Origin of the sequence: Bradyrhizobium sp. WSM2793 (assembly GCF_000379585.1) — a bacterium.
In the GTDB taxonomy this organism is placed as follows: domain Bacteria; phylum Pseudomonadota; class Alphaproteobacteria; order Rhizobiales; family Xanthobacteraceae; genus Bradyrhizobium.
On sequence record NZ_KB902768.1, the window covers coordinates 112,701 to 138,567 of the forward strand.

Consider the following 25,867-nt stretch of genomic DNA (forward strand, 5'->3'; position numbering starts at 1 on the left):
CATACGCGATATCTCTCCTCGAGTCGTCCCCGCGAATGCGGGGACCCATAACCCCAGGGAGTAGTTTGGGGCGAGATGGCAACTCCGAATCTTCGCCAAACTCGATCCTGTGGGTATGGGTCCCGGGCTCGCGCTACGCGCGCCCCGGGACGACGGTGCGGATGTAGCGAGGCTAATTCACCCGTCGATCCTTCCCCGCCCAATACGGCTCGCGCAACTGCCGCCGCAGGATCTTGCCGCTCGGATTCCGCGGCAGCGCCGGCAGGAACTCCACGCTCTTCGGCGTCTTGTAGCCGGCGATGCGCGTCCGGGTGAAGTTGATGATGTCGGTGACGCTCGCCTCTTTGCCCGGCTTCATCACCACGACGGCCTTCACCGCCTCGCCCCATTTGTCGTCGGGCACGCCGATCACCGCGGCCTCGGCGACATCAGGATGATCGCACAGCGCGCTCTCGACCTCGGCGGGGTAGATGTTCTCGCCGCCCGAGATGATCATGTCCTTGATGCGGTCGTGGATGTAGAGATAGCCGTCCTCGTCCATGTAGCCGGCATCGCCGGTGCGCAGCCAGCCGTCGGAACGAAGCGTCGCGGCGGTCGCCTCCGGCAAATTCCAGTAGCCCGCCATGTTGGAGCCCGAGCGCGTCGCGATCTCGCCGACCTCTCGTGGCGGCAACGGCTTGCCGTCGAGGTCGAGGATTGCGATCTCGATACCCGGCAGCGCCTTGCCCGCCGAGCGCATCCGCTCCAGCCCTTCGACGTGATCCTCCGGCGGCAGCGCGACGATGGTGCCCGTGGTCTCGGTCATCCCATACAGCTGCACGAAGCCGCATTTGAAAACCTCGATGCACTCCTTCAGCAGCGCCGCCGGTATGGGCGAGGCGCCATAGAGCATGTATTTCAGCCGCGAGAAATCGACCGTCCTGGCGCGTGGCTGCCGCACCACGAATTGCATCGCCGCCGGCACCATGAACAGCTTTGTGATGCCCGACTGCTCGAAGAAATCCAGAATCTTGGTCGGATCGAATTCGCGCGCGATCACGCCGCGGGCGCCGTGATATAGGCCCATCACACCCCAGCCGGAACCGCCGATGTGGAAGACCGGCATCGCCACCAGCGAGACGTCGTCGGTCGACCACCGGTTCCACTCCGGCTTGTCCTCGGCATTGCCTGATTGCACCAGGTTGAGGAAGTTGGCGTGGCTCAGCATCGCGCCCTTCGGCTTGCCCGTGGTGCCTGAGGTGTAGAGCTGAATCGCGATGTCGCGCGTCGCGATCGGCACCCCGGGATCGTCACCGCTCTGCGCATCCCGCCAGGCCGGAAAATCCTGCCATTCCGGCGCGCCGCCTTCGGTGGTGATGACAGTGCGCACGCCCGGCAGCTGATCCCTGATCTGGCGGACCTGCGTGATGAACTCCGGCCCGACGAACAGCACCGCGGCTTTGCAATCTTCGACGATGAAGGCGACCTCGGGCCCCGCGAGCCGCCAGTTCACCGGCGCCGTCACGACGCCGGCCTTCATCGCGCCCATCAGCAGCTCGAAATAGAGGTCGCTGTTCTTGCCGAGATAGGCGATGCGGTCTCCCTTCTTCACGCCCATCGCAATCAGCGCGTTGGCGACCTTGTTGGTCCTCGCGTCGAATTCGGCAAAGCTGGTGAGGCGGCCCTCGAACTCGTAGGCGATGGCGTTGCCGCGGCTTTTGGCGCGTTCGCGCACCATGTCGGCGAGAGTTGCCAATGGCTGTGTGGACATGTTTCTCCCGTGGCGTCTTGTTTTTATGCCCAGGAGTGTGGCGTCATCCGCGGGGGAAGACAAGGTGGGAGCCCCGCTGTCGTCCCGGACAAGCGCGCCTCAAGCGCGCGTAGATCCGGGACCCAAAACCACAGGGAGAAGTTTTACGATAACTCGGAGTTACCGTCTCGCGCCACAACTCCTCCCTGTGGTTATGGGTCCCCGCGGTCGCGGGGACGACAGGTGAGGGTGGGGCGAAGACGTCAGCCCCTTACATGCCTCCGCATTCGCGCCAGACAACTACCCCCGCTTCGCCCGGTCCTTCTCGTTCTGCGCCATGATGCTCTCCCGCGCGGTTTTCCAGTCGTCGTCGCTCCAGTCGCGGAGCTGGTAGAAATTGCCACCCATGGCGAGCGCCTGCGCGCCATCCATGGCGATGGTCTCGCCGTTGATCCAGTCGCAGCCGCCGGAGATCAGGAACACCGCGACGTTCTGCAGTTCCTCCATGGTGCCGACGCGGCCCATCGGGTTCATCGCCTTGGTGCGTGCGCCGGCCTCGTCACCCGGCTTGATGCGCTTGCTCATGCCCTCGGTCGGGATCTCGCCGGGCGCGATGGTGTTGAGGCGGATGCCGTAGCGGCCCCATTCGGCCGCGAGCGACATCGTCATGGCATGGATCGCCGACTTGCTCATCGCCGACGGCACCACGTAGGGCGAGCCGTTGCGCACCCAGGTCGTGGTAATCGACACAACGTTGCCGGGCTGCTTGGCCGCGATCCAGCGCTTGCCGATCGCCTGCGTCACGTAGAACGTACCGTGCATGACGATGTTGGCGACGGCGTCGAAGCCGCGCGGCGACAGCTCCTCGCTGCGCGAGATGAAATTGCCGGCGGCGTTGTTGATGAGGTCGGTCAGCGGCGCGTCGCGGAAGATGGTCTCCACCATCTCCTCGACCGCGAGTGCGTTGCGGATGTCGACGCCGTGACTGGTGACGCGGCCGCCATACAGATCCATCAGCTCGGTCGCGGTCTCGTCGCATACGATCTTGCGCCGGCCGCAGATATGCACCTCGGCGCCGAGCTGGAGGAAGCGGGCCGCCATCGACTTGCCGAGTCCAGTACCGCCGCCGGTCACGAGAATGCGCCGTCCGGCCAGAAGATTTTCCTTGAACATGGCTGTTTCTCCCGTACGGAATGTCAGTTAATTGGTCGATTGACTAAATCCGGCCGCCGGCGTCCTGTAAAGCGGCACTGAACAAGAACAGGCAAGAACCAGGGGAGAATTGATCCATGGAAGAGCGCGTCTCGATCTCGATCTCGGAAGGCGTCGCCGACGTGCGCCTGGTGCGCGCCGACAAGATGAATGCGCTGGATCAGGCGATGTTCGAGGCCCTTGTCGCCGCAACCGACCGGCTTTCGAAGGACAAGAGCGTGCGCGCTGTGGTCCTTTCCGGCGAGGGCCGCGCCTTCTGTGCCGGTCTCGACATGGGGCGTTTTGCCGCCATGAAGGAGAAGGGCGGCAATGGAATTCCGGGTGGCGAAAATCGCGATCTCACCAAGCGGACCCACGGCCAGGCGAATTTTCCGCAGCAGGCGGTGTGGGGCTGGCGCCAGCTTCCGGTTCCCGTGATCGCGGCCGTGCACGGCGTCGCCTTCGGCGGCGGCTTCCAGCTGTCACTCGGCGCCGACGTGCGCTTCCTCTCCGCGGACGCGCGGATGTCGATCATGGAGATCAAATGGGGTCTTGTGCCTGACATGGCGGGCACGCCGATCCTTGCGAGCCTCGTGCGCGACGACATCCTGCGCGACCTCACTTATACCGGCCGCATCTTCTCCGCGCAGGAGGCGATGACATACGGCCTCGCCACGCGCATCTGCGACGACCCGCGCGCGGCGGCGCTCGAAGTCGCGCGCGAGATCGCGGGAAAAAGCCCCGATGCGATCCGCGCGGCCAAGCGGCTGCTGAACAATCTCTCGGTCGATCCAGGTCCGGCACTGCTGGCGGAGTCGGTCGAGCAGCAGAAGCTGATCGGCAGCGCGAACCAGACCGAAGCGGTGCGCTCCAATCTGGAGAAGCGCGCGGCGAAGTATGCGGATTAGCTCGGTCCTCATCCCGAGGAGCCGCGCAGCGGCGTCTCGAGGGATGGGCCACGGGCTCTCATGGTTCGAGACGGCGCTTCGCGCCTCCTCACCATGAGGGGCAACTCCAGCAAAAAGAAAAACAACAATGAGCGAAACGTCTGACTTCCTCGGCATCGTCTCCGGCGACCGGCGCCGCAGCCACACTGAGGTCGGAGCCCGCGCAGACCGCATCGCCTCCGGCCTCGCCAGAATCGGCGTCCGCCAAGGCGATTGCGTCTGCATGCTGATGCGCAACGACATCGCCTTTCTGGAGGCCGCCTACGCCGCGATGCGCCTCGGGGCCTATGGCGTTCCGATCAACTGGCACTTCAAGCCGGAAGAGATCACCTACATCCTGAACGACACCGGCACGTCCGTGCTGATCGGGCACGCCGACATGCTGCATGCCCTGCGCGATGCGATCCCTGAGGGCGTCACCGTGCTCAGCGTGCCGACGCCGCCGGAGATCCTGTCCAACTACAGGATCAATCCCGATCATCTGAAGACGCCGGACTTCGCCATCGATTTCGAACCCTGGCTCGCGCAATTCCAGCCCTATGACGGCCCCGTTGTGCCGCAGCCGATGAACATGATCTATACCTCGGGCACGACAGGCCACCCCAAGGGCGTACGCCGCAACGCTCCGACGCCGGAGCAGCAGGCGGCGGGCGAGCGCATGCGCGCGATGATTTATGGGCTCAAGCCCGGCGCCCGCGCGATCCTGCCGGGCCCGCTGTATCATTCCGCGCCGAACTCGTTCGGCATCCGCGCCGGCAAGCTCGGCGGCGCGCTGGTGCTGATGCCGCGCTTCGAGGCCGAAGAATTCCTTGAACTGATTGACCACTACAAAATCGACACCATCTTCATGGTGCCGACCATGTTCATCCGCCTGATGAAGCTGCCGGAGGCGGTGCGCAAGAAGTACGACGTCTCCTCGCTGCGCCACGTCATCCACGCCGCCGCGCCATGTCCGGCCGACGTCAAGCGCGCCATGATCGAATGGTGGGGGCCGGTGATCTACGAATTCTACGGCTCGACCGAGTCCAGCGCGGTGACGTTCGCGACCTCCCAGGACGCGCTGAAGAAGCCCGGCACGGTCGGCAAAATCTCGCCCGGTGCGGAGCTGCGCTTCCTCGGTGAGGACGGCCGCGTGCTCGGGGTGGGCGAGATCGGCGAGATCTATTCCCGCATGGCCGCGCTTGCCGATTTCACCTACCACAACAAGCCGGAGAAGCGCTCGGAGATCGACCGCGACGGCTTCATCACCTCAGGCGACGTCGGTTACATCGACGAGGACGGCTACGTCTTCATCTGCGACCGCAAGCGCGACATGGTGATCTCGGGCGGCGTCAACATCTACCCGGCCGAGATCGAATCGGTGCTGCACGCTGTCCCCGGCGTGCATGATTGCGCGGTGTTCGGCATCCCTGACGCCGAATTCGGCGAGGCGCTGATGGCCGTGGTGGAGCCGCAAGCCGGCGTCGCGCTCGCAGCCGCCGACATCCGCGCCGCGCTGAAGGCGCATCTGGCCGATTACAAAGTTCCAAAACACATCGAGATCCGCAGCGGCCTGCCGCGCGAAGATTCCGGCAAGATCTTCAAGCGCCGCCTCCGCGATCCCTATTGGGAGCAGGCGGGGCGGAAGATCTGAGGCGGTGCCGTAGGGTGGGCAAAGCGACTGGTCCGCCGTAGCTCGAAGAGCGAAGGCGGAAGCGTGCCCACGTTCTGAATGTGATCCGGAAAGATTGGTGGGCACGGCGCAAACGCGCCTTTGCCCACCCTACGAGATCAGGGACAAGGAAACATCTGTCATGACCGACGCCGCCAACGAAGTCCTCTACACCGTCGCCGACCACATCGCGACCATCACCCTGAACGCGCCGGAGCGCCTGAACACCATCTCCGGTCCGATGTTGAACGACCTCGCGCGCCTTTTGACCGAGGCCAACGAGGACAAGAATGTCCGCGTCGTCATCCTCACCGGCAAGGGCAGGGCGTTCTGCGCCGGGCTCGACCTGCGCAAGGAGCGCGACGGCAACGGCCTCAGCGCGGCGTCCTCGCCGACCACGATCAACCTGCGCAACACGCCGCCGACGGTATTGCAGGCGATGGACAAGCCGACCGTCTGCGCCGTCAACGGCGGCGCGGCCGGCTATGGCATGGACACCGCGCTTGGGTGCGACATCCGCATCATGGCTGAGTCCTCGAAGCTCGCGGCCGCCTTCGTCAAGCGCGGCGTGGTGCCGGAATCCGGCGGCACATGGCTGCTGCCGCGCATGCTCGGCTGGGCCAAGGCGGCCGAGCTGATCTTCACCGGTCGCACGCTGAGCGCGCGCGAGTGCCTGGAATGGGGCCTTGCGAATGAGGTCGTGCCGGATGCCGAGCTGATGACCCGCGCCACGAAAATCGCCCGTGAGATCGCCGCCAACGCGCCGCTGGCGGTGCAGGCCTCCAAGCGCATGATGCGGATGGGTCTGAACGAGAATTTCCACGACCACGTCCACCACGTCTATCTCCAGCTCCTGCCGCTGTTCAAAACCCAGGACATGGCCGAGGGCATGAAGGCGTTCATGGAGAAGCGCGAGCCGAAATTCGAGGGGCGGTAGCCGGGGGCGTCTGGTACGCGTTGGAGTAGCAATCATCGAGCGGCTCGGCTAGGTTGGCGTTCCCACGCCAATCCCCTGCGATCATCCATGCCCTCATACCGTGCCGGTTTCTTCGAAGTCCCCCATGCCGCCGTCTACGTGCTGATGACGGTGACGGTCCTCGCATCGGGGTTCTGTTTCATCCAGGCGGGCGGTCCGGCGGCGCCGGCGGAGCTGCTGTATCGCTACGGCGGCATGTATGCGACCGCGATCGCGCGGCACGAATACTGGCGCCTCGTCGCCTATGGCTTCCTGCACGTCAATTTCGTCCACCTCACCATGAACATGCTGTGCCTGGTGCTGTGGGGCGCACATCTCGAGCGGCGGGTCGGGCCGGCCTATTTCCTTGTCATCTACCTGTGCGCGATGGTGTTCGGCGCCGTCATCGGCAATGGCATCCATTCGACGCCGTATTTGACGGTCGGCGCGTCCGGCGCCACCTCGGGCATCCTCGGAGCGCTGCTCTGCCTGTGGATCCTCGGCAAGCTCGACCTCAGGTTCGACTTCTTCGCGATCAATATCGGATTGAACATCGCGTTTGCGCTCGGCAATTCGCGGATCGACTGGGGCGTGCATCTCGGTGGTTTTGCGGCCGGGCTGATCGCCTGCGCGGTGCTGGACCTGATCGAGAAAGCGAATGTGTGGGTGCTTCGCTGCAAATTTCCCGAAGCCGTGAAGGTCAATCTGACACTGCTCGGGTGCGTCGTTGCGCTGTGGGCCTGGAGCGGTCAGGCCCAGGCGATCGCAGCCGGGGGTTCTGGATGGGTCCCGGCTCTCGTCGCCGTGGTCGCGTATTGCGCCGTCGTGAAGACGATTGATCTCGCACTCTCCGTCAAGAAGGGCCTTGCGATCGTCGTGGCGATTTTGGCCGGTGTGAACGCGGCCGCCGTGATGCTGTCCGGTTGGGCCCTGGCATCGTCTTGCAGCCCGCGCTGGCCCACCGGGTCTGTCCCGCTCGACAACTTACTCGCCACATTCTGCCCTAGTCCTGTTGTCATCTCGGGGCTGGCCGCGATCGGCGCCGCCGCGCTGACGCTTTGGCTCTGCTCAAAGGAGATCTCGCGCGGGATCGAGGATGTTGGGTTTGTCGGCACATCGCTGCGCGCCGAACGCAGCCGGCGTCACGGATTATGAGCTTGGAGGGGAGGGGGACATCGGGGCCGTCTTAGCAGAGACAGATTTCATGCCTATATGCACGGGATCATCCACCTCCGGATCATCCCATGACCCCCGTTTCCATGCTGCTCAACATCCTCTGGATCCTCTTCGGCGGCGCCTGGATGGCGTTCGGCTGGGTGATCGCCGCGGTCATCATGGCGATCACCATCATCGGCCTGCCCTGGGCGCGGGCAGCGTTCAACATCGCCGTCTACACGCTGTTGCCGTTCGGCTCGCGGGCGGTCAGCCGCTACGACGTGACCGGTGTCGAGGATATCGGCACCGGCCCGCTCGGCGTGATCGGCAACATCATCTGGTTCGTGCTCGCCGGCTGGTGGCTGGCGCTCGGCCACTTATTGACCGCACTGGCGCTCGCGATCACCATCATCGGCATCCCCTTCGCCTGGGCCCATCTCAAGCTCGCAGGCATCGCGCTGTGGCCGATCGGCAAGGTAATCGTGCCGGCTTGAGGCGTAGGATGGGTTTCGCAAGTGCACCCCATCCTGCGCGCTGCGGACATCAATGAGCATGCTCGCTCAGGGACGAACGCGAATGATCGTATTTCCCTTGCGTCGCCCGGTCGGATTTAAGGCGGCGACCGCATCGTCGAAGGTCGAGACCTTGCCGATGTTCGTCCGCAGTCGTCCGTCCCGCGCCCGCTGGACGATCTCACTGAGTTGGGCGCGATCCGCCTCGACGACGAAGTCGACCGCCAATCCATCGGAGGGCCGCGCCTCGGCCGGCCCGACGATGGTCACCAATGTTCCTCCGGCTCGAATGCGTTCTACCGACCGCTTCTGTATGTCACCGCCGATGACATCGAACACCAGATCGACCTTGCCGACGTCTTGCAGCGAGTCTTTGTCGAGGTCGACGAACTCGTTTGCGCCCAAATCGAGCACCGTCTGACGGTCAGCGGCGCGTCCGGTGCCGATGACGTAGGCGCCGGCCTCTCGTGCGAGTTGCGTCACCATCGACCCGACTGCGCCGGCCGCGCCGTGTGCCAGGATGCTCTGCCCCGATTTGAGACGGCCATGCTGGAACAGCCCTTGCCATGCGGTCAGCCCCGAGATCGGCAGGCTCGCCCCCACTGTGAACTCGACGTCGCCCGGCAGCGGCGCAAGATTGCGCGCCTCGATCGCCACATACTCGGCCAGCGTGCCGTCGCGATACCAGTCCGCCAGGCCGAACACCCGCTGTCCCAACACCAGCCCTGTCGTTCCATAGCCAAGAGCAGTGACCACTCCGGCCAGCTCGTGTCCAGGGATCGATGGTGTTCGGTCGCGATCGAGGCGATCAGTCCAGGTCGAAGGCCACGTCAGCTCAGTCGAGACAAATCCCGACGCATGAACCTGAACCACGACGTCGTTTATCGCAGCCTGCGGCTCGGGCCGGTCCACCAGCTTCATCCCCGCCGTTCCCGCGGCCTGTTCCGTTACAACGATCGCCTTCATTGGATTGTCTCCTCAGTCATTGTCTCTTGACCCAACGGTTGCAGTCAGTGTGAGCCGCGACGGCTATCCACAAACTGCCAGACAGTGTGGAAGTGTCCGCGGTCTGCATTGACACGGGCTCCCACTGAGACTGCCGATCGGGATCGCTTCGTTCGTGATACTAGCAGTTAGATGCGTCACGCCTGGTGATGAGACCAGTACCAAGATTGCAAAATTCGGCTGTACCAAGGGCCATTGAGACGGCGAACAGATTGAGTTCGCAGGATGGCGCGGCCGTTGTCTTCATTTTCCGATAACGGTGCCAGAGCTGACAACCCTATCCAGGCCCAGCTCGACGTCCAGGCAGTTGCTGACCGGAATTCCTGGCGGTCGATGGCAACGGGCGGCCTTTCGGCCGCACAATGTTTCTTGTGATCAAGAGGGGATCGTCGCCACATTGCGCAATGCAGACGGACCCAGCCCGTAGGATAGGGAGAGCGCCAGCGAAATCCATCAATCACTCCGCCTGTGACGAAGCAGGATGGCCTTCGCAAGTGCTCAACCCATCCTAGGTGCCGACGTCACTTTTCGAGTTCGACGATTTCGAAGGACGGCTCAACGCCGGAAAGTACGTCCATGCAGCCCCACCCGGTGATAAACTGGTAATGTTGCACAGGACGATGAACCTTCTTCCATGTCGCCGACTGCGCATCGGCGAACGCGGCACCGTCGACGCGGTAGGCGAAATGTCGGGGAACGAGACCTTCGTTTCTCGTGGGCTGTTCTTCAGTACTGAGCGGCATCTCGTCCAAAAGACGCACGATGGTCGCGCCATCGAAGCGAACGCGAAGGCTTCGCTTTTCAGTCGCAGGCAGTAGAAAGTCCGCCACCAGGCATTCTGCCTCCCACCTGATGGAGAGAAGGTCGCTCTCGTCGCAGTCAAACGTTACGCCTGCATCGATGGGAGAATACTTCGGCATGGCCTGGTTCAGAGCGTAAGCGAAACCCATCGAGCTCCGCCGACGACGCAACATGATGGGTTTCGCAAGGCTCAACCCGTCCTACGCGCTAGCAGACGCGAAGCCGATCATCAAAGCTTAGGCAATACGCCTTCGCGTGTAGAAAAGTACCAAGGCGAAGATTGAGTACGCAAGACCAAACCCCGCCATTACAATGAAATAAAGCAGCGCCGTGAAGGCGTTTGTCGGCTCGCTCGCTGCGTCCGGGTCTATTCTGCCCCATAGACTAACGAACGTGGGCAAGGCCGCTAACAAACATCCGAAAACGCAGAGGTGGATGATCCATCGCCTGCCTTGCGCCCGCAGGGCAAATACTCCACCCACAATTGTCACGAAAATGGGGGCTAGCCAGCTCCAACCGAAGATAATCAAGAAGAAGTCCGCCATTAGCCGAACTGCACATTGTGAATGTGAATGGCGTGCCATGTCGTTGTTATCTGCGTCTTTACGTTCATGACGGCCGTTCAATTGACTATCCTTATCATATTCCTCGGGGTGCCCGTCGGGCAAAACACGCCACATGCAGGTCAAGCGCTGGCGCTGCAAAATATTCTGATTGACCGAATTCGTTGTTTCGGCTAAACCGCATTCCATCCCGGCCCGTCAAAGGGGCGTTTCGCGATCGTCACGATACGTAGGCCGGGATGCGATGGACGCGGCGGCGCCGGCGCGTGAGGTGATGGCAGGGCGGGCAAATCCCGTGAGCCGTTGCGATCCGCGGCACGACACGGCGCGGTCACAGCGTTTCTTTTCGGCGTCGGGGGCGAGCACGCGCGAGCTTCCGGCTGTCCGGGGAGGGACGTCCGCGGACGGCAAAAGCGTGTGGTCCTGACGCCCGCAGTCTGGCGTCAAGGCTTGCGGTGGTGAGGCGCCCCGACCGGGTGCGCGCACCGATCATCTGCAAGACGACGGGGGCAATAGTGCAACGCTCCCCGGGGAGAGCGCGCCATAGGCCGTAAAACCATTGCGCAGGGAAGGCCGGGATGTCCCGGCGTCACCTGTGGTCACCCCGCGTGCGTCTTGTCGCGTGCGGACCTTCGGGTGCCAGCCGGCGCCCGGCCTTCCCTGCGCCCTTTGTTCTCGACGAGGGCGAAACGGACAGCAAAGCTCGGGCGGAATACGCCGCGAGGAGGCGAAGGCGTGCTTATCGGTACAAAGAGAAAGCCTCGTGCCCCGGACGCAGCGAGCGCGACGCGTCTTCGCGGCGTGGTGCGCTGTTGAGCCGGGGCCCAGAAGGCGGCAGGGACGGTGTGGCTTTTGGGGTCCCGGCTCTGCGCAGCAACGCTTGAGCGTTGCAGGCGCGTCCGGGACACGAGCGTGGCCGCCAGTTTGCACCGCCTCCAACTTCGTCTTGCACTGCGGTAGAAAAATATCGCACACTCCGCTGGGCCGAGGAGCCCAGGAAGCTCTTCAAGGGAGCTCTTGAAGAGGAGCGAGCCATGTCCCTCCAGACCATATCATCCGACAGCGCTGAACATCGCGCCAATCGCCCTGAGGACGCCCAGGCGCTGGAGGCCGATGCGCGGCTGCGGGACGACATCCGCCTGCTCGGGCGCATCCTCGGCGACACTGTGCGCGATCAGGAGGGCGCTGATGTGTTCGATCTGGTCGAGCGCATCCGGCAGACCTCGATCCGGTTCCACCGCGACGAGGACCGGCTCGCCCGCCGCGAGCTCGAGCAGATCCTCGACAGCATGTCGACCTCCGAGACGGTGCGGATCGTCCGCGCCTTCAGCTATTTCTCCCACCTCGCCAACATCGCCGAGGATCAGAACAACATCCGCCAGATGCGCGCCCGCAGCGCTGCGAAGAACGGCGGCTCCGGCGTGCTGGCGGAAACGCTCGCCCATGCCCGGGACGCCGGCATCAAGCCCGATCAACTCCGCAGCTTCTTCAAGTCCGCGCTGGTGAGCCCGGTCCTGACCGCGCATCCGACCGAGGTGCGCCGCAAGAGCACGATGGACCGCGAGATGGAGGTCGCAGGCCTGCTCGACCGCCGCGAGCGCGTGGCGCTGACCGCGGAGGAGGCCGATGCCAGCGACGAGCAGCTTCGCCGCGAGGTGCTGACGCTGTGGCAGACCAATCTGCTGCGCCGGACCAAGCTCAACGTGCTCGACGAGGTCGCCAACGGCCTGTCGTTCTATGATTACACCTTCCTGCGTGAGGTGCCGCGGCTGGTCAACGCGCTGGAGGACCGGCTGGAGGAGGGCGGCGAGCAGGCCGCCTCCGAGCTCGCCTCGTTCCTGCGCATGGGCAGCTGGATCGGCGGCGACCGCGACGGCAATCCCTTCGTCACTGCCGACGTGATGCGCGGCACGCTGCGTCTGCAGTCGAGCCGGGTGATGCAGTTTTATCTGAACGAGCTGCACGTGCTCGGCTCGGAATTGTCGATCGCGGCGCATCTTGCCGACGTCTCGGAAGAGCTGCGCAACCTGGCGGAGCGCTCGCCGGATACCTCGCCGCACCGGAGTGGCGAGCCTTATCGTCTGGCGGTCTCCGGCATCTACGCGCGCCTGACCGCGACGGCCGAAAAGCTCGCAGTCGAGATCACGCGCCGGCCGGTCGGCAAGGGTGCGCCATATGCGAGCGTGAAGGAGCTGCAGGCCGATCTCGACGTGCTGCACCGCTCGCTGATCTCCAACAATGCCCGCGTCATCGCCCGCGGCCGGCTGCGGCTGCTGCGGCGCGCGGTGGACTGCTTCGGCTTCCACCTGGCGCGGCTCGACATCCGCCAGAACTCGGCGGTACACGAACGCACCATCGCCGAGCTGATGGACGCCGCCAATCCCGGCATGTCCTATCTCGCGCTCGGCGAAGAGGCGCGCATCTCGCTGCTCACCAATGAATTGCGCTCGACGCGCGCGCTGGTCTCGCCCTTCGTCAAGTACAGCGACGAGACCATGGGCGAGCTCAACGTCTTCCATGCCGCCGCTGAAGCGCATGCGATGTTCGGTTCGGACGCCATTCCCCAATGCATCATCTCGATGTGCAAGGGCATGTCCGACATGCTCGAGGTCGCGGTGCTGCTGAAAGAGGTCGGCCTCGTCCATCCCTCCGGGCGCAGCGCCATCAACATCGTGCCGCTGTTCGAGACCATCGAGGATCTGCAGGCCTCCAGCGGCATCATGGACCGCATGCTGTCGCTGCACGATTACCGCCGCCTCGTCGACAGCCGCGGCAGCGTGCAGGAGGTCATGCTCGGCTATTCCGACAGCAACAAGGACGGCGGCTTCGTCACCTCGGGCTGGGAACTCTACAAGGCCGAGATCGGTCTCGTCGACGTGTTCGAGCGGCATCACGTGCGGCTGCGCCTGTTCCACGGCCGCGGCGGCTCGGTCGGCCGCGGCGGCGGGCCGAGCTATGACGCCATCATCGCGCAGCCCGGCGGCGCGGTGAACGGCCAGATCCGCATCACCGAGCAGGGCGAGATCATCTCGTCGAAATATTCCAACGCCGAAGTCGGCCGCAACAATCTGGAGATTCTCGCCGCCGCAACGCTTGAGGCGAGCCTGCTCAATCCGCGCCAGAGCGCGCCGCGCCGCGAATATCTGACCGCGATGGATGAATTGTCGAACCTCGCGTTTAGAGCTTATCGCGGCCTCGTCTATGAGACCGACGGTTTCGTCGACTATTTCTGGGCCTCCACCGTCATCAACGAGATCGCGACGCTGAACATCGGCAGCCGTCCGGCCTCGCGCAAGAAGACGCGCGCGATCGAAGACCTGCGCGCGATCCCGTGGGTGTTCTCATGGGCGCAATGCCGCCTGATGCTGCCGGGCTGGTACGGTTTTGGCAGCGCGATCGAGCAGTGGATCGCCGAGCATCCGCAACAGGGCATGCCGTTCCTGAAGGAGCTCTACAGGGAATGGCCGTTCTTCCGCATGCTGCTCTCGAACATGGACATGGTGCTCGCCAAAAGCTCGATCGCGATCGCCTCGCGCTATGCCGAGCTGGTGCCGGACGAAGCCCTGCGCGAGAAGATCTTCGGCCGCATCCGCCGCGAATGGCATTCCTGCATCGAGACGCTGCTCGACATCATGGGGCAGGACCGCTTGCTGCAGGGCAATCCGCTGCTGGAGCGCTCCGTGCGCCACCGCTTCCCCTATCTCGATCCGCTCAACCACGTGCAGGTCGAGCTGTTGAAGGAGCACCGCGCGCAGAACCCGGACGAGCAGGTCCTGCGCGGGATTCAGCTGACCATCAATGGGATTTCGGCGGGGCTGCGGAATACGGGGTAAATGCGAATGGCGAATAGGGAGTAGCGAATGGATTCTATTCGCCATTCGCCACCCACCATTCGCCTATCTCAACAGAAATGCGCGCCCTGCGTCTCCACATAGACCGCGTACAGCGACTGGCTCGCGGTCATGAACAGGCGGTTGCGCTTCTTGCCGCCGAAGCAGACATTGGCGCAGGTCTCGGGCAGCAGGATCTGTCCGATGCGTGCGCCGTCGGTTGGCGCGAACACCTGCACGCCGTCATAGCCGGGACCGACCCAGCCGGCGCCGACCCAGATGTTGCCCTCGGTGTCGACGCGCAATCCGTCGGGGAAGCCCGACTTGCCGTCGAGCGTCATGTCGATCAGCTTCTTCGGGTTCGACAGTTTGGCGCCGTCGATGTCGTAGGACCACACCACGTTCTTGGCCTCAGGGTAATGCGTGATGCCGGTGTCGCAGACATAGAGCTTCTTGTAGTCGTGGCTGAAGGCGATGCCGTTCGGCTTGAACGGCTCGTCTGCGACCTTCGCCACCTGTCCGGTCTGGGCGTCTATGCGATAGACGGCTTCCTTCTGGTGCGGCTGCAGCGAACCGGTATTGGCCAGCTTGCCCTCGTAGATGCTGATCGCGCCGTAGCCGGGATCGGTGAACCAGATCGACTTGTCGTTGGGATGCACCACCATGTCGTTCGGGCCATTGAGCGGCTTGCCACCGGCCTGCTCGGCCAGCGCCGTCACCGAGCCGTCGTGCTCGTAGCGGACGAGGCGCGTGCGCTCGGCGCTGAGCTGGCGTCCCTCGGTGTCGAACGAATTGCCATTGGCCTCGTTCGACGGCTTGTGGAACTGCTCGGAGATGTGGCCGTCGTCGTCGAGGTAGCGCAGCTGCCGGTTGGCGGGGATGTCGCTCCAGACCAGATATTGTCCCTGCGCATTCCACGCCGGCCCCTCCGCCCACAGGCAACCGGTGTAGAGCCGCTTGATCGTGGTGTTGCCGACCTTGGCCTTGAAGCGCTTGGGGTCGATGGCGATGATGTCGGGGTCGGGATAGCGCTGCGGCTCGGCGTTGACGCCGAAGTCGCGGGCGTCGGCTCGCGAGGCGAGGACAGTGGATGCGGCGAGAGCCGCCGTGCCTTTGAGCAGAGTGCGGCGGCCGAGGCCGCCCGTTACAGAGGTGTCGTCGGAGTTGGTCAGTGTTCTTGTCATGGTTTCCTCCCAAAGTTGCGTTGGGAGGCCACCATTCGCCCGCAATCGGGCGTAAACCGGGGCGATCTCCGGCCGAGACAACCGGAGATCGCAGGGCAGGGATGCCGGAAATGCGGCTAGACGGGATCCCAGGTGAAAATGTCGGCGGAGCGGTCCAGCTCGTAGAACGAGCCCTTCAGCGCCGGCATGCCATGTTCCGCGATCGACTGCGGCGTCCAGCCTTCGCTCCGCTGCACCGAGCGGATCGGACGGTTCTGGCTGAACAGGAATATCTCGTTCATGCGCACGCCAAAGATCTGCCCGGTGACGTCCTTGGCGGCATCGGAGATCAGATAGCCGCAGAGCGGGGCGATCTTTTCCGGACCCATCTGCTTGATCTTCTCGACCCGCGCCTTTTCGGCCTCAGTCTCGGTCGGAATGGTGCCGATCATGCGCGTCCAGGCGAACGGCGAGACGCAGTTGGAGCGGACGTTGAAACGGCCCATGTCGAGTGCGATGGATTTGGAGAGGCCGACGATGCCGAGCTTGGCGGCGGCGTAGTTGGCCTGGCCGAAATTACCGATCAGGCCGGAGGTCGAGGTGAAGTGCACGAAGGAGCCCGACTCCTGCTCGCGGAAGATTCGCGCGGCGGCATGGCTGACGTAGAACGAGCCCATCAGATGCACCTTGATGACGGCCTCGAACGCCTCCACGCTCATCTTGTGGAAGATCATGTCACGCAGGATGCCGGCATTGTTGACGACGCCGTCGAGCCGGCCGAAATGATCGGTCGCGGTCTTCACGATCTTGCTGGCGGGGATGGCTTCGGCGACCGACTCGAAATTGGCAACCGCGGTGCCGCCGCGCTTCTTGATCTCCTCGACCACCTCCTCGGCGGGCGCCGCGTTCGAACCGGCGCCGTCCGAGGCTCCACCGGGATCGTTGACCACGACCTTGGCGCCTTCCGCCGCACAAAGCAGCGCGATCTCGCGACCGATGCCGCGGCCAGCGCCGGTGACGATGATGACCTTGTCCTGCAGTGATTTAGTCATGGGATGTCTCCTGTTGTGCCCGTCATTCCGGGATGGTGCGAAGCACCAGACCCGGAATCTCGAGATTCCGGATCGCGCTGCGCGCGCCCGGAATGACGGTGTCTTACCTCTCGTTCGTAAACACGATCGTGCCACTCGCCGCGAACATGCCGCCGACGCCGTGGCACACCGAAATCTTCGCGTTCGGCACCTGCGCCGGTGCGATCCCGCGCATCTGCCGCACGCTCTCCTGCAGCGCGTACATGCCGTACATGCCCGAATGCATGTAGCTCAATCCGCCGCCATTGGTGTTGAGCGGCAACTTGCCGCCCGGACGCGTGTTGCCGTCGGCAATGAACTTGCCGGTCTCCTCGTGCGGCATGAAGCCGAGATCGCCGAGGCCGAACAGCGGCAGATGCGCGAACGCATCGTAGATCATGAGATGATCGACGTCCTTGTGGGCGATGCCAGCTTCCTTGAACGCGAGGGGGCCTGCGGTCTTGAACGCGCGCGAGGAGTTGAAGGTCTCCATCTGGCTGACCATCGGCGTCTCCACGCTCTCGCCGGTGCCCATGATGTAGACGGGCTTGCGCGGAAAATCCCTGGCGCGATCGGCCGAGGTCAGGATCAGCGCGCCGCCGCCGTCGGTGACGAGGCAGCATTGCAGCAGGCGGAACGGATAGGCGATCATGCGCGAATTGAGCACGTCGGCGACCGTGATCGGATCCTTCATCATCGCGCGCGGATTCTTCGCGGCCCATTCCCGCTGCACCACCGCGACCGCGGCGAGCTGCTCATGCGTGATGCCGTAGGTCTTCATGAAACGCAGCACGGGGATCGGGAACATGCTCGGCGGCCCGTAGACCCCGAACGGCGCCTCGAACTGGCCTTGCAGGCTGTCGGCGGGGATCGAGCGCGGCGCCTTGCCGATCATCGACTTGCCGCTCTCGGCGTGCGTGATCAGCACGGTCTTGCACAGGCCCGCCTCAATCGCCGCCGCGGCATGCCGAACGTGCAGCATGAAGGAGCAGCCGCCGACCGAGGTGCCGTCCACCCAGGTCGGCTTGATGCCGAGATAGTGGCAGACCTGCTGGGGCGTCTCGACCGCGGTGGCAAAACCGTCGATGTCGGAGAGCTTCAGTCCGGCATCGGCGATGGCGTTGAGCGCCGCATCCGCGTGCAGCTGGAGCTGCGAGGCGTTCGGGATGACACCGAGCTCGGTGGTCTCGGCCGCGCCGACGACGGCAACCTGGTTTCTGCGCATGGTCTACCCCTTCGCCGGACGAAACACGGGGAGGGTGATCTTGTCGTCGAGCGCCTGGAAGGCGACCTCGAGCTTCATGTCGAGCTCGAGCGCCTCGGGCGTCTGCGGACAGTCGATGATGTTGCTCATCATCCGCGGTCCCTCGGCAAGCTCCACCACTGCGATCGCATAAGGCGGCGTGAAGCCGGGCGCGGCCGGACGGTGGTTGATCACGTAGCTGTAGAGGAAGCCCTTGCCGCTCGCCTTGAAGATGCTGACGTTGCGCGAGGCGCAGGACGGGCAGAACGGGCGCGGCGGGAAGTAGACATGCGCGCAGGCGTCGCAGCGCTGCAGGCGCAATTCGCCCGCCTTCGTGCCGTCCCAGAAATGCTGGGTCTCCGGCGTCGGTTTCGGTCGCGCGCGCTGCGGTTCGGCCATGTCGGAACGCCCTCCCAGAAAGCAAATCTTGATAGGGCAGGCTTCACGCCCGCCCGTTTCGATCTTGATGCGACAATCGACCATGGGGCGTCAACGGTCCAGCAATACGCATGCATGCCATCATGCGCACAGTGCTTGTGTCGAACTGAGCCAGCGCTATAGATTGCGCGCGCCAATATTCCGTGAGACAGACATGCCCGATTTTCCGACACTGGCAAAACTCGCCGAAGACCTCGAAAGCGGCCGCACCACCGCCCGCAAGCTGGTCGAGGCCTGCATCGCCAGGATCGCCGATCCCGCCGGGGAGGGCCAGCGCACCTTCCTCCATGTCGACAAGGACGCCGCGCTCGCCGCGGCCGACGCGATGGACGGCTTGCGCAAGGCCAAGGCGGCGCCGTCGCGCTATGCCGGCATCCCGATCTCGATCAAGGATTTGTTCGACATCAAGGGCCAGGTGACGCGAGCAGGCTCCCGCGCGCTCGACGATTCGCCGCCGGCCGAGCAGGATGCGGCGACGGTGGCGCGGCTGCGCAGGGCCGGCTTCGTCGTGATCGGGCGCACCAACATGACCGAGTTCGCCTATTCCGGCATCGGCATCAATCCGCATTACGGCACGCCGAAGGGGGCCTGGAACAGGGCCGAAGGCCACGTGCCGGGCGGCTCCTCCGCGGGCGCGGCGGTGTCCGTGCTCGACGGCATGGCACACGGCGCGCTCGGCACCGACACCGGCGGCTCCTGCCGGATTCCGGCCGCCTTCAACGGCATCGTCGGCTACAAGCCGACGCAGCGGCGCGTGCCGCTCGATGGCTCCGTGCCGCTGTCGTTCTCGCTCGACAGCATCGGGCCGCTGGCACGATCAGTCAGTTGCTGTGCCATACTCGACGCCGTGCTCGCGAACGAGCCGATCGCCCCGCTGAAGCCGCGTCCGATCCAGGGCATGCGACTGGCGGTGCCGACCACAATCGCGCTCGACGATCTCGATGCTGAGGTGGCCGAGACGTTCGAACGCGCCCTGAAAACGCTTTCCGATCACGGCGCCATCATCGAGCGCATCGAGATGGCGGAGTTTCATGACATCGGCCCGATGAACGCCAAGGGGGGCTTTGCCGCGTCCGAGAGCTACGCCTGGCACCGCTATCTCATCACCTCCAAGGGCGATGTTTATGATCCCCGTGTCACTGTCCGCATCATGCGCGGCGAGGCGCAGAGCGCGGCCGATTACATCGATCTCCTCAACGAGCGTCGCTCGCTGATCGCCCGCGTCAACGCGCGCATTGCGCCCTATGATGCGCTGGTGCTGCCGACCACGCCCAACACGCCGCCGAAGATCGCCGACCTTGCCGATGATAAGGCATTCACGCGCGAGAACATCCGCGCACTGCGCAACTGCAGCCTGATCAACATGATCGACGGCTGCGCCATCTCGCTGCCGGCACATCGCCAGGGCGACGTCCCGGTCGGCCTGATGCTGGCGGGCGCGGGTGGAACGGACCATCGTATTTTTGAACTTGCTGCCGGCATGGAGGCCGTCATTCGTGTTTGACCTGACTTTCACCGTCGATGCCCAGGACACCACCACGCCGCTGACGCTCGCGATCGACCAGATGGTCATCGCCGGCTGGACCGGCCGCGACCCCGTTGCGCGCGACAAGCACATCGCCGAGCTGCAGGAGATGGGCATCGCCCCGCCAGCCTCGACGCCGATCTACTACCGTGCCTCGGCGCGGCGGCTGACCCAGGAAGACAGCATCGAATGCACCGGCGGGGATTCCTCCGGCGAGGTCGAGTTCGTGCTGATCGGCTGGCAGGGCCGCATCTTCGTCGGCTGCGGCTCCGACCACACCGACCGCAAGGTCGAGGCCTACAACGTCACCGTGTCCAAGCAGATGTGCGACAAACCGATCGCCGCCACGCTGTGGGAGCTGGAAGACGTCATCGGCCACTGGGACAGGATGATCCTGCGCTCCTACGCCACCATCAAGGGCGAGCGCGTGCTCTACCAGGAGGGCACGCTGGACGCGATGCTGCCGGTGAACGACCTGATCGCGCGCGGCTTCGAAGGAGGAAAATTCCCCGACGGTTGCGCCATGTTCGGCGGCACGTTTGCAGCCAAGGGCGGCATCCGCCCGGCGGAGCGGTTCGATTTCGAGCTGGAAGACCCCGTGCTGAAGCGGACGATCAGGCATGGCTATGACGTGGCGACGTTGCCGGTGAGGGGCTAGCTCCACAAGCGATGGTCCCGTAGGGTGGGCAAAGCGACTTGTCCGCCATAGCTCGAAGAGCGACGGCGGAAGCGTGCCCACGTCTTGCCAAGACGTGGGCACGGCGCAAGAGCGCCTTTGCCCACCCTACGAAACTGGTCTGCTTGATTTCCGCTGTCGCTCTTCCCTTGCAATGACGGGGAGACAGTCGTCGGAAATCGGGTGGCGGAGTGAACGTCCGGCTGCGAAGGTGATTGTTATGACAATGACCGCACGTAAAACGGCCCAATCCTCCGTTCCCGACCTCACCGCCCACGTCGACGCCCTCGACTGGCCGCAGATCACGGCCGAACTCGATTCCCAGGGCTGCGCCGTCCTGAAGGGCCTGTTGACGCCGGACCAGTGCCGCGCCGTTGCCGCGCTCTACCCGGACGACACGCAGTTTCGCAGCCGCATCGTCATGGGCCGCCACGGCTTCGGCCGCGGCGAGTACAAATATTTCTCCTATCCGCTGCCCGATCTGATCGCGCAGCTGCGCCCGGCGCTCTACACGCATCTGCAGGGCGCCGCCAATCGCTGGAACGAGGCGATGGGGATCGACATTCGCTATCCCGCCGCGCATGCCGCGTTCCTGAAACGCTGCCACGAGGCGGGGCAGGCGCGGCCGACGCCGCTGCTGCTGCAATATGAGGCGGGCGACTACAATTGCCTGCACCAGGACCTCTATGGCGAGCACGTGTTCCCGCTCCAGGTCGCGATCCTGCTCTCCGAGCCGGGCCGCGACTTCACCGGCGGCGAATTCGTGCTGACCGAGCAACGGCCGCGCATGCAGTCCCGCGCCGAGGTGGTGCCACTCGCGCGGGGCGACGCCGTCGCCTTCGCTGTGCATCACCGCCCGGTGCAGGGGACACGCGGCACTTACCGCGTTAATCTGCGCCATGGCGTCAGCCGCATCAGGTCCGGCCAGCGCCACACGTTGGGTGTAATTTTCCACGATGCCAAATGAGTGCTGCGATTGACGGCTGATCTGTTCGACAGCGTTGCCGAGGCGCAGCCGTCGCGCGAGGAGATCGCCGATGGTGCCGTGCTGCTGCGCGGCTTCGTCAAACCGATCGAGACCGAGCTGATCGCCGCCGTGCGCGCGATCGTGGCGCAGTCGCCGTTCCGTCGCATGACCACGCCCGGTGGTCATCTGATGTCCGTGGCGATGACCAATTGCGGCGAGCGTGGCTGGATCACCGACCACACCGGCTATCGCTACGACCCCATCGATCCGCGCACCAGCGCGCCATGGCCCGAAATGCCGCCGGTGCTCCGCGATCTCGCCCGCCGCGCGGCGGAGCAGGGCGGCTTTCAAAACTTCGCGCCCGATGCCTGCCTCGTTAACCGCTACGAGCCCGGCACGCGGCTGTCGCTGCATCAGGACAAGGACGAGCTGGATTATTCGGCGCCGATCGTCTCGGTCTCGCTCGGATTGCCCGCGACCTTCCTGTTCGGCGGCCTGGCGCGCGCCGACAAGCCGCGCCGCTTCCGCCTGGTGCATGGCGATGTCGTGGTCTGGGGCGGACCTAGCCGGCTTGCCTATCACGGCGTCGCGCCGCTCGCGGAAGGTGAGCATGCGCTGCTGGGGCGGAAGCGGATCAATCTGACGTTTCGCAGGACGCGGTGACCTTCCTTCTCCCCTTGTGGGAGAAGGTGCCTTCCCGAAGGGAAGGCGGATGAGGGGTCTTTATCCGCCAAGACAGACCCCTCATCCGTCTCGCTGCCGCTTCGCGTCAGCGATCCACCTTCTCCCACAAGGGAAGAAGGGAAGAACCCTGGAACGACGATGCTCCGACTAAGGCTTCGGCGGGTGAATGAACGCCCAGGGGCTGACCTCCGAATCGCGCGTCACTTCCACCGAAATCAGATACGGCCCGCTATGCGCGAGCGCCTTTTCCAGCACGGCCTTGAACTGATCCGGCGCCGTGACACGCGCAGCCGCAACGCCAAAGGACTCCGCGAGCTTGACGAAATCCGGATTGACGAGGTCGGACGCCACCACGCGGCTGTCGAAACGTTCGCGCTGGTCGCGGCGGACATTGCCATAGGCGTTGTTGTTGAACACCAGCGTCACCACGCCGATGTTGAACTGCACGGCGGTGGAAAGCTCCTGCACGCCGAACATGAAGCCGCCGTCGCCGGTGATCGCCACCACCGGCTTGTCGGGGTTGGCGACCTTGGCACCTAGCGCGGTCGGGAAGCCCGAGCCGAGCGTGCCCTGATAGCCTGACGTGATGAAGGTGCGCGGCTGGTAGATCGGAAAGCCGTACCAGGAGGCAAAGCCGACCTGCGACAGTTCATCGGTGACGATCGCGTTCGCCGGCAGCACCTCGCGCAGGATGTTGAGATACGCCATCTGCGGCTGGATGCGCTGGATCTCGGCTTGCGCGGCCGCGGTCGCCTCGCGGATGTCCTCCCGCCGGCCACGGGTCCGCGTAAAGCCGGCTTTCTTCACGGCCGCGACGAGATCGGCCGTTCCGGCCTTGGCATCGGCGACGATGGCGGCATCGACGACGACCCGGCGCATCTCGGTCGGGTCGATGTCGATCCGAACCGATTTCAGCCCCTTCGGCTGATAGGGCCAGCGGAAGCCGGATGCCGGCAGCTCTGCGCGGGTGCCGATTGCGATCATCACATCGGTTGTCGGCCACAGCTTGTAGGCCGCGGCCATTGTGAGGCCCAGCTCATGCGCATTGGAGACGATGCCGCGGCCGCTGCGGAAGGCGACCACAGGCGCATCGATCATCTCGGCGAGCTCGAGGATCTCCTCGCCTGCCTCGATCGCGCCGCTGCCGACAAAAATCATCGGTGCCTTGCTGGCCTTGATCAACGCGGCGGCCTGCTTGGCGAGATCCGGATCGGGCTGCGGTGCGGGCAGCGGCTCCAGCACCCGGGAAGCGGCGGTGTCCGCGCGCTGGGTGAAGACGTCCCAGGGCATCTCGACCGAGGCCGGGCCACGCCGTCCCGACATCATCTCCTGGAAGGCGCGCGCGACGACCGTCGGCGCATTGCCGGGATATTCGATCCGGTCGGCCCATTTCACATAGGTGCGCAAGGTCGCGAGCTGGTCCGGCATCTCGTGCAGATGGCCGCGGCCCTTGCCCAAAAACTGCGTCGGCACCTGGCCGGTGACGCACAGCACCGGCTCGTTGCAGCCGAACGCGGTGAGCAGCGCCGCACTGGCATTGAGCACGCCGGGGCCGGGCACCACGCTGAACACGCCGGGCTTGCCGCTGGAGCGCGCATAGCCGAACGCCATGTAGCCGCAGGCCTGCTCGTGCCGCGCGCCGATCACCTTGAGCTGGGCCTGATGGAAGGCGTCGAACAGGCCGTAGACCTGCGCGCCCGGCAGGCCGAACACGGTGTCGACGCCATGGGCGACCAGGCCGCTTACGATCGCTTCGCCGCCGGTGAGGGTGGTCATTGCATCATTCCAATCTTGTTCAGGCTTCGTCGACGACGCCATTTCGCAAGCTGCCGATGCCTTCGGCCGCGACTTCGATGACGTCGCCGGGCTTCAGGTACCGCGGGGGATCGAACCGGGCACCAGCGCCGGTCGGCGTGCCCGTGACGATGATATCGCCGGGGACGAGCGTTGCGAAGGTGGAGATATAGTTGATGAGATAGCGGAAGGAGAACATCAGCCGGCTGGTGCGATCGTCCTGCCTGAGCTCGCCGTTGACATGCGTGGTGAGCCTGACATCGGCGATCTGCGATTCCTGGACGTAGGGCACGAGCCATGGGCCGAGGCTGCCGCTGGAATCAAAGTTCTTGCCCTGGGTGACGTTGAACTTGGCGTGGCGCAGCCAGTCGCGCACCGAGCCTTCGTTGCACAGCGTGAGCGCCGCGATGTGATCGAGCGCGCTGCTTTCCGGGATGTGGCGGCCTTGCTTGCCGATCACCAGCACGATCTCGCCCTCATAGTCGAGCTGTGCGGACGCCCGCGGGCGCACCAGCGGCGTGTCGTGGCCGACGAAGGAGCGGGGCGAACGCATGAACATGCTCGGATATTTCGGCGCGTCCTGGCCGTCCTTGTATTCGGCGTTACGGTCGGGATAGTTGACGCCGATGCAGATGATCTTCTCCGGCGCGGGCACTGGCGGCAGCCAGGTGATGTCGGCGAGCGCGTGATCCGGCGTGCGGCCGGCGGCTTCCTCGGCAAGGCTCACGAGCTTGCCGGCCGCGATCACCTCGCGCAGCGTCGGATAGTGTTTTGCGTAGCGCGCGGAGAGGTCGACGATGCCGCCCTCGAGGACGGCACCGTAGCTGACATCACCCTTGACGGAATAGGTGGCGAGGCGAGGGAGTTTCATCAGTCGGCCACCAGCACGTCCGCGACAAACTTCGGCTCGCGCACGGCCTGCCCGCTAAACAGCGAGCCCTGCTCGAACCAGGAACGCGGGGCGGGTGCGCCCCACAGCGTCTGGCGGCGCGGATCGCGCAGTGACCAGCGCAGCGGCTCGTGGTCGTGATCCCCCGTGAAATAGTCGCTGGTGTAGAGCTCGAGCCGGTGTCCGTCGGGATCGCGGACATAGAGGAAGAATGCGTTGGAGATGCCGTGGCGTCCGGGGCCGCGCTCGATGTTCTTCACAAAGCCTTGGGACGCCATGACGTCGCAGAGATGGATGATGTTCATCGCCGTCGGCGTCCAGTAGGCGAAATGGTGCAGGCGAGGGCCCTTGCCGTTGGTGATGGCGAAGTCGTGGACATTGCCCTTGCGATGCATCCAGGCCGCGGCGATGCGGCCGTTCGGTCCATCCTCCTCGGCATATTCAGTGAGGCGGAAGCCGAGCCGGGCGTAGAACTCGACGGTGTCCTGCACCTCGGCGGCGAAGACGTTGAAATGATCGAGCCGCTGCGGGTGGCAGCCCCGGTAGAGATCATAGCGGCGCAGCAGATGCGGCCGCCGGTCCATCGACGCATAGAGCTCGATCTGGAAGCCGAAGGGGTCGGTGAACTGCAGGGTCCGGCCCTGGAACGGCTGGTCGACGAAGGCGTAGGAGAGGCCGTTCTCCGAAAGGAAAGCAGCGGCCTTGTCGAGATCCCCATCGTTGCCGACCTTGAAACCGAGCCGCGCGCACGCCGGGACTGCAGCCTTCCGCAGCACTAAAGAGTGGTGCTGATGCTCTTCCGCGGCGCGCAAGTACACGACCTTGTCGTCGGCGTCCTCGACATGCAGGCCGACAATGGTCTCGTAGAACTCGCGGCTCAGCTTCAAATCGGTGACGTCAAGCACGACGTGGCTGGAGCGGATGATGTTGAACGGCGGCTCGAAGATGTGTTGCGGTACGGGCATTTGCGTTTCCCCTCGGCTCGGTCGTCATTCCGGGCGGCTCGAAGAGCCGAACTATGGTGCGCAATTGCGCACCTGAGAATCTCGAGGTTCCGGATTCGCTTCGCGCTCCGGAAC

The 25,867-nt window shown here is 64.6% G+C and carries 22 protein-coding genes; 10 read left to right on the forward strand and 12 right to left on the reverse strand.

Features of this window, described 5'->3' with window-relative positions; genetic code table 11:
- Positions 1–172: 172 nt before the first annotated feature.
- Both A3AS_RS0100505 and A3AS_RS0100510 read right to left on the reverse strand, forming a co-directional pair.
- The gene (locus A3AS_RS0100505; protein ID WP_018315641.1) at positions 173–1,750 is read right to left on the reverse strand and encodes a fatty acid--CoA ligase; all 1,578 of its coding nucleotides are present in this window, start codon (positions 1,748–1,750) and stop codon (positions 173–175) included.
- Between the two features lie 279 nt (positions 1,751–2,029).
- Positions 2,030–2,902 carry an SDR family oxidoreductase gene (locus A3AS_RS0100510; protein ID WP_018315642.1) on the reverse strand — a complete coding sequence of 291 codons (873 nt, stop codon included), beginning with the start codon at positions 2,900–2,902 and terminating at the stop codon, positions 2,030–2,032.
- 116 nt (positions 2,903–3,018) lie between these two features.
- Here A3AS_RS0100510 and A3AS_RS0100515 point away from each other — a divergent pair, with 116 nt between their 5' ends.
- The 5 genes from A3AS_RS0100515 to A3AS_RS0100535 all read left to right on the forward strand — a co-directional run bounded on the left by A3AS_RS0100515 (position 3,019) and on the right by A3AS_RS0100535 (position 8,122).
- The gene (locus A3AS_RS0100515; protein WP_018315643.1) at positions 3,019–3,828 is read left to right on the forward strand and encodes a crotonase/enoyl-CoA hydratase family protein; all 810 of its coding nucleotides are present in this window, start codon (positions 3,019–3,021) and stop codon (positions 3,826–3,828) included.
- A gap of 127 nt (positions 3,829–3,955) precedes the next feature.
- Positions 3,956–5,500 (forward strand): acyl-CoA synthetase, encoded by a 1,545-nt coding sequence (locus A3AS_RS0100520; protein WP_018315644.1) that lies wholly within the window; start codon positions 3,956–3,958, stop codon positions 5,498–5,500.
- A 160-nt stretch (positions 5,501–5,660) separates the two neighbouring features.
- Positions 5,661–6,455 carry an enoyl-CoA hydratase/isomerase family protein gene (locus tag A3AS_RS0100525; RefSeq protein ID WP_018315645.1) on the forward strand — a complete coding sequence of 265 codons (795 nt, stop codon included), beginning with the start codon at positions 5,661–5,663 and terminating at the stop codon, positions 6,453–6,455.
- Positions 6,456–6,542: 87 nt separating this feature from the next.
- Entirely contained in the window at positions 6,543–7,628 is a 1,086-nt protein-coding gene (locus tag A3AS_RS0100530; RefSeq protein WP_018315646.1) for a rhomboid family intramembrane serine protease, read from the forward strand.
- An 89-nt stretch (positions 7,629–7,717) separates the two neighbouring features.
- On the forward strand, positions 7,718–8,122 hold the full coding sequence (locus A3AS_RS0100535; protein ID WP_018315647.1) for a YccF domain-containing protein: 405 nt from the start codon (positions 7,718–7,720) through the stop codon (positions 8,120–8,122).
- Positions 8,123–8,188: 66 nt separating this feature from the next.
- Here the strand turns inward: A3AS_RS0100535 and A3AS_RS0100540 are convergent, their stop codons facing one another.
- From A3AS_RS0100540 to A3AS_RS46970, 3 genes are all read right to left on the reverse strand, one after another.
- Positions 8,189–9,106, reverse strand: a complete 918-nt coding sequence (locus A3AS_RS0100540; RefSeq protein ID WP_018315648.1) for an NADP-dependent oxidoreductase — start codon at positions 9,104–9,106, stop codon at positions 8,189–8,191.
- A gap of 560 nt (positions 9,107–9,666) precedes the next feature.
- Positions 9,667–10,095 (reverse strand): hypothetical protein, encoded by a 429-nt coding sequence (locus tag A3AS_RS48100; RefSeq protein ID WP_018315649.1) that lies wholly within the window; start codon positions 10,093–10,095, stop codon positions 9,667–9,669.
- Positions 10,096–10,182: 87 nt separating this feature from the next.
- Entirely contained in the window at positions 10,183–10,698 is a 516-nt protein-coding gene (locus tag A3AS_RS46970) for a hypothetical protein (RefSeq protein WP_157644185.1), read from the reverse strand.
- Between the two features lie 845 nt (positions 10,699–11,543).
- On the opposite strand from A3AS_RS46970, the gene ppc reads away from it, so the two are divergent.
- Positions 11,544–14,342, forward strand: coding sequence for a phosphoenolpyruvate carboxylase (ppc, locus tag A3AS_RS0100560; RefSeq protein WP_018315652.1), 2,799 nt, complete (start codon positions 11,544–11,546; stop codon positions 14,340–14,342).
- A 68-nt stretch (positions 14,343–14,410) separates the two neighbouring features.
- Here ppc and A3AS_RS0100565 read toward each other — a convergent pair whose 3' ends face one another.
- The 4 genes from A3AS_RS0100565 to A3AS_RS0100580 all read right to left on the reverse strand — a co-directional run bounded on the left by A3AS_RS0100565 (position 14,411) and on the right by A3AS_RS0100580 (position 18,214).
- On the reverse strand, positions 14,411–15,523 hold the full coding sequence (locus A3AS_RS0100565) for an SMP-30/gluconolactonase/LRE family protein (protein WP_018315653.1): 1,113 nt from the start codon (positions 15,521–15,523) through the stop codon (positions 14,411–14,413).
- Positions 15,524–15,639: 116 nt separating this feature from the next.
- Positions 15,640–16,554, reverse strand: a complete 915-nt coding sequence (locus A3AS_RS0100570) for an SDR family oxidoreductase (protein WP_018315654.1) — start codon at positions 16,552–16,554, stop codon at positions 15,640–15,642.
- A 103-nt stretch (positions 16,555–16,657) separates the two neighbouring features.
- The gene (locus A3AS_RS0100575; protein ID WP_018315655.1) at positions 16,658–17,797 is read right to left on the reverse strand and encodes a thiolase; all 1,140 of its coding nucleotides are present in this window, start codon (positions 17,795–17,797) and stop codon (positions 16,658–16,660) included.
- Between the two features lie 3 nt (positions 17,798–17,800).
- Positions 17,801–18,214: a Zn-ribbon domain-containing OB-fold protein gene (locus A3AS_RS0100580; protein ID WP_026201532.1), complete on the reverse strand. Its 414-nt coding sequence runs from the start codon at positions 18,212–18,214 to the stop codon at positions 17,801–17,803.
- Between the two features lie 193 nt (positions 18,215–18,407).
- Between A3AS_RS0100580 and A3AS_RS0100585 the strand changes: the two genes are divergently transcribed.
- The 4 genes from A3AS_RS0100585 to alkB all read left to right on the forward strand — a co-directional run bounded on the left by A3AS_RS0100585 (position 18,408) and on the right by alkB (position 22,084).
- Positions 18,408–19,757, forward strand: coding sequence for an amidase (locus tag A3AS_RS0100585; RefSeq protein WP_018315656.1), 1,350 nt, complete (start codon positions 18,408–18,410; stop codon positions 19,755–19,757).
- Positions 19,750–20,436: a DUF2848 domain-containing protein gene (locus tag A3AS_RS0100590; RefSeq protein WP_018315657.1), complete on the forward strand. Its 687-nt coding sequence runs from the start codon at positions 19,750–19,752 to the stop codon at positions 20,434–20,436. The genes A3AS_RS0100585 and A3AS_RS0100590 overlap by 8 nt, the downstream gene beginning before the upstream one ends.
- Positions 20,437–20,674: 238 nt before the next feature.
- Positions 20,675–21,421 (forward strand): 2OG-Fe(II) oxygenase, encoded by a 747-nt coding sequence (locus A3AS_RS0100595; protein WP_018315658.1) that lies wholly within the window; start codon positions 20,675–20,677, stop codon positions 21,419–21,421.
- A 9-nt stretch (positions 21,422–21,430) separates the two neighbouring features.
- The gene (gene alkB / locus A3AS_RS0100600; protein ID WP_026201533.1) at positions 21,431–22,084 is read left to right on the forward strand and encodes a DNA oxidative demethylase AlkB; all 654 of its coding nucleotides are present in this window, start codon (positions 21,431–21,433) and stop codon (positions 22,082–22,084) included.
- Positions 22,085–22,252: 168 nt separating this feature from the next.
- On the opposite strand, the gene A3AS_RS0100605 is transcribed toward alkB, so the two are convergent.
- From A3AS_RS0100605 to hpaD, 3 genes are read right to left on the reverse strand one after another with little or no spacing between them, the layout of a single operon-like run.
- Entirely contained in the window at positions 22,253–23,881 is a 1,629-nt protein-coding gene (locus tag A3AS_RS0100605; RefSeq protein WP_018315660.1) for a thiamine pyrophosphate-dependent enzyme, read from the reverse strand.
- A 19-nt stretch (positions 23,882–23,900) separates the two neighbouring features.
- Positions 23,901–24,770 (reverse strand): fumarylacetoacetate hydrolase family protein, encoded by an 870-nt coding sequence (locus A3AS_RS0100610; RefSeq protein ID WP_018315661.1) that lies wholly within the window; start codon positions 24,768–24,770, stop codon positions 23,901–23,903.
- Positions 24,770–25,753 (reverse strand): 3,4-dihydroxyphenylacetate 2,3-dioxygenase, encoded by a 984-nt coding sequence (hpaD, locus tag A3AS_RS0100615; protein ID WP_018315662.1) that lies wholly within the window; start codon positions 25,751–25,753, stop codon positions 24,770–24,772. The genes A3AS_RS0100610 and hpaD overlap by 1 nt, the downstream gene beginning before the upstream one ends.
- Between the last annotated feature and the right edge of the window lie 114 nt (positions 25,754–25,867).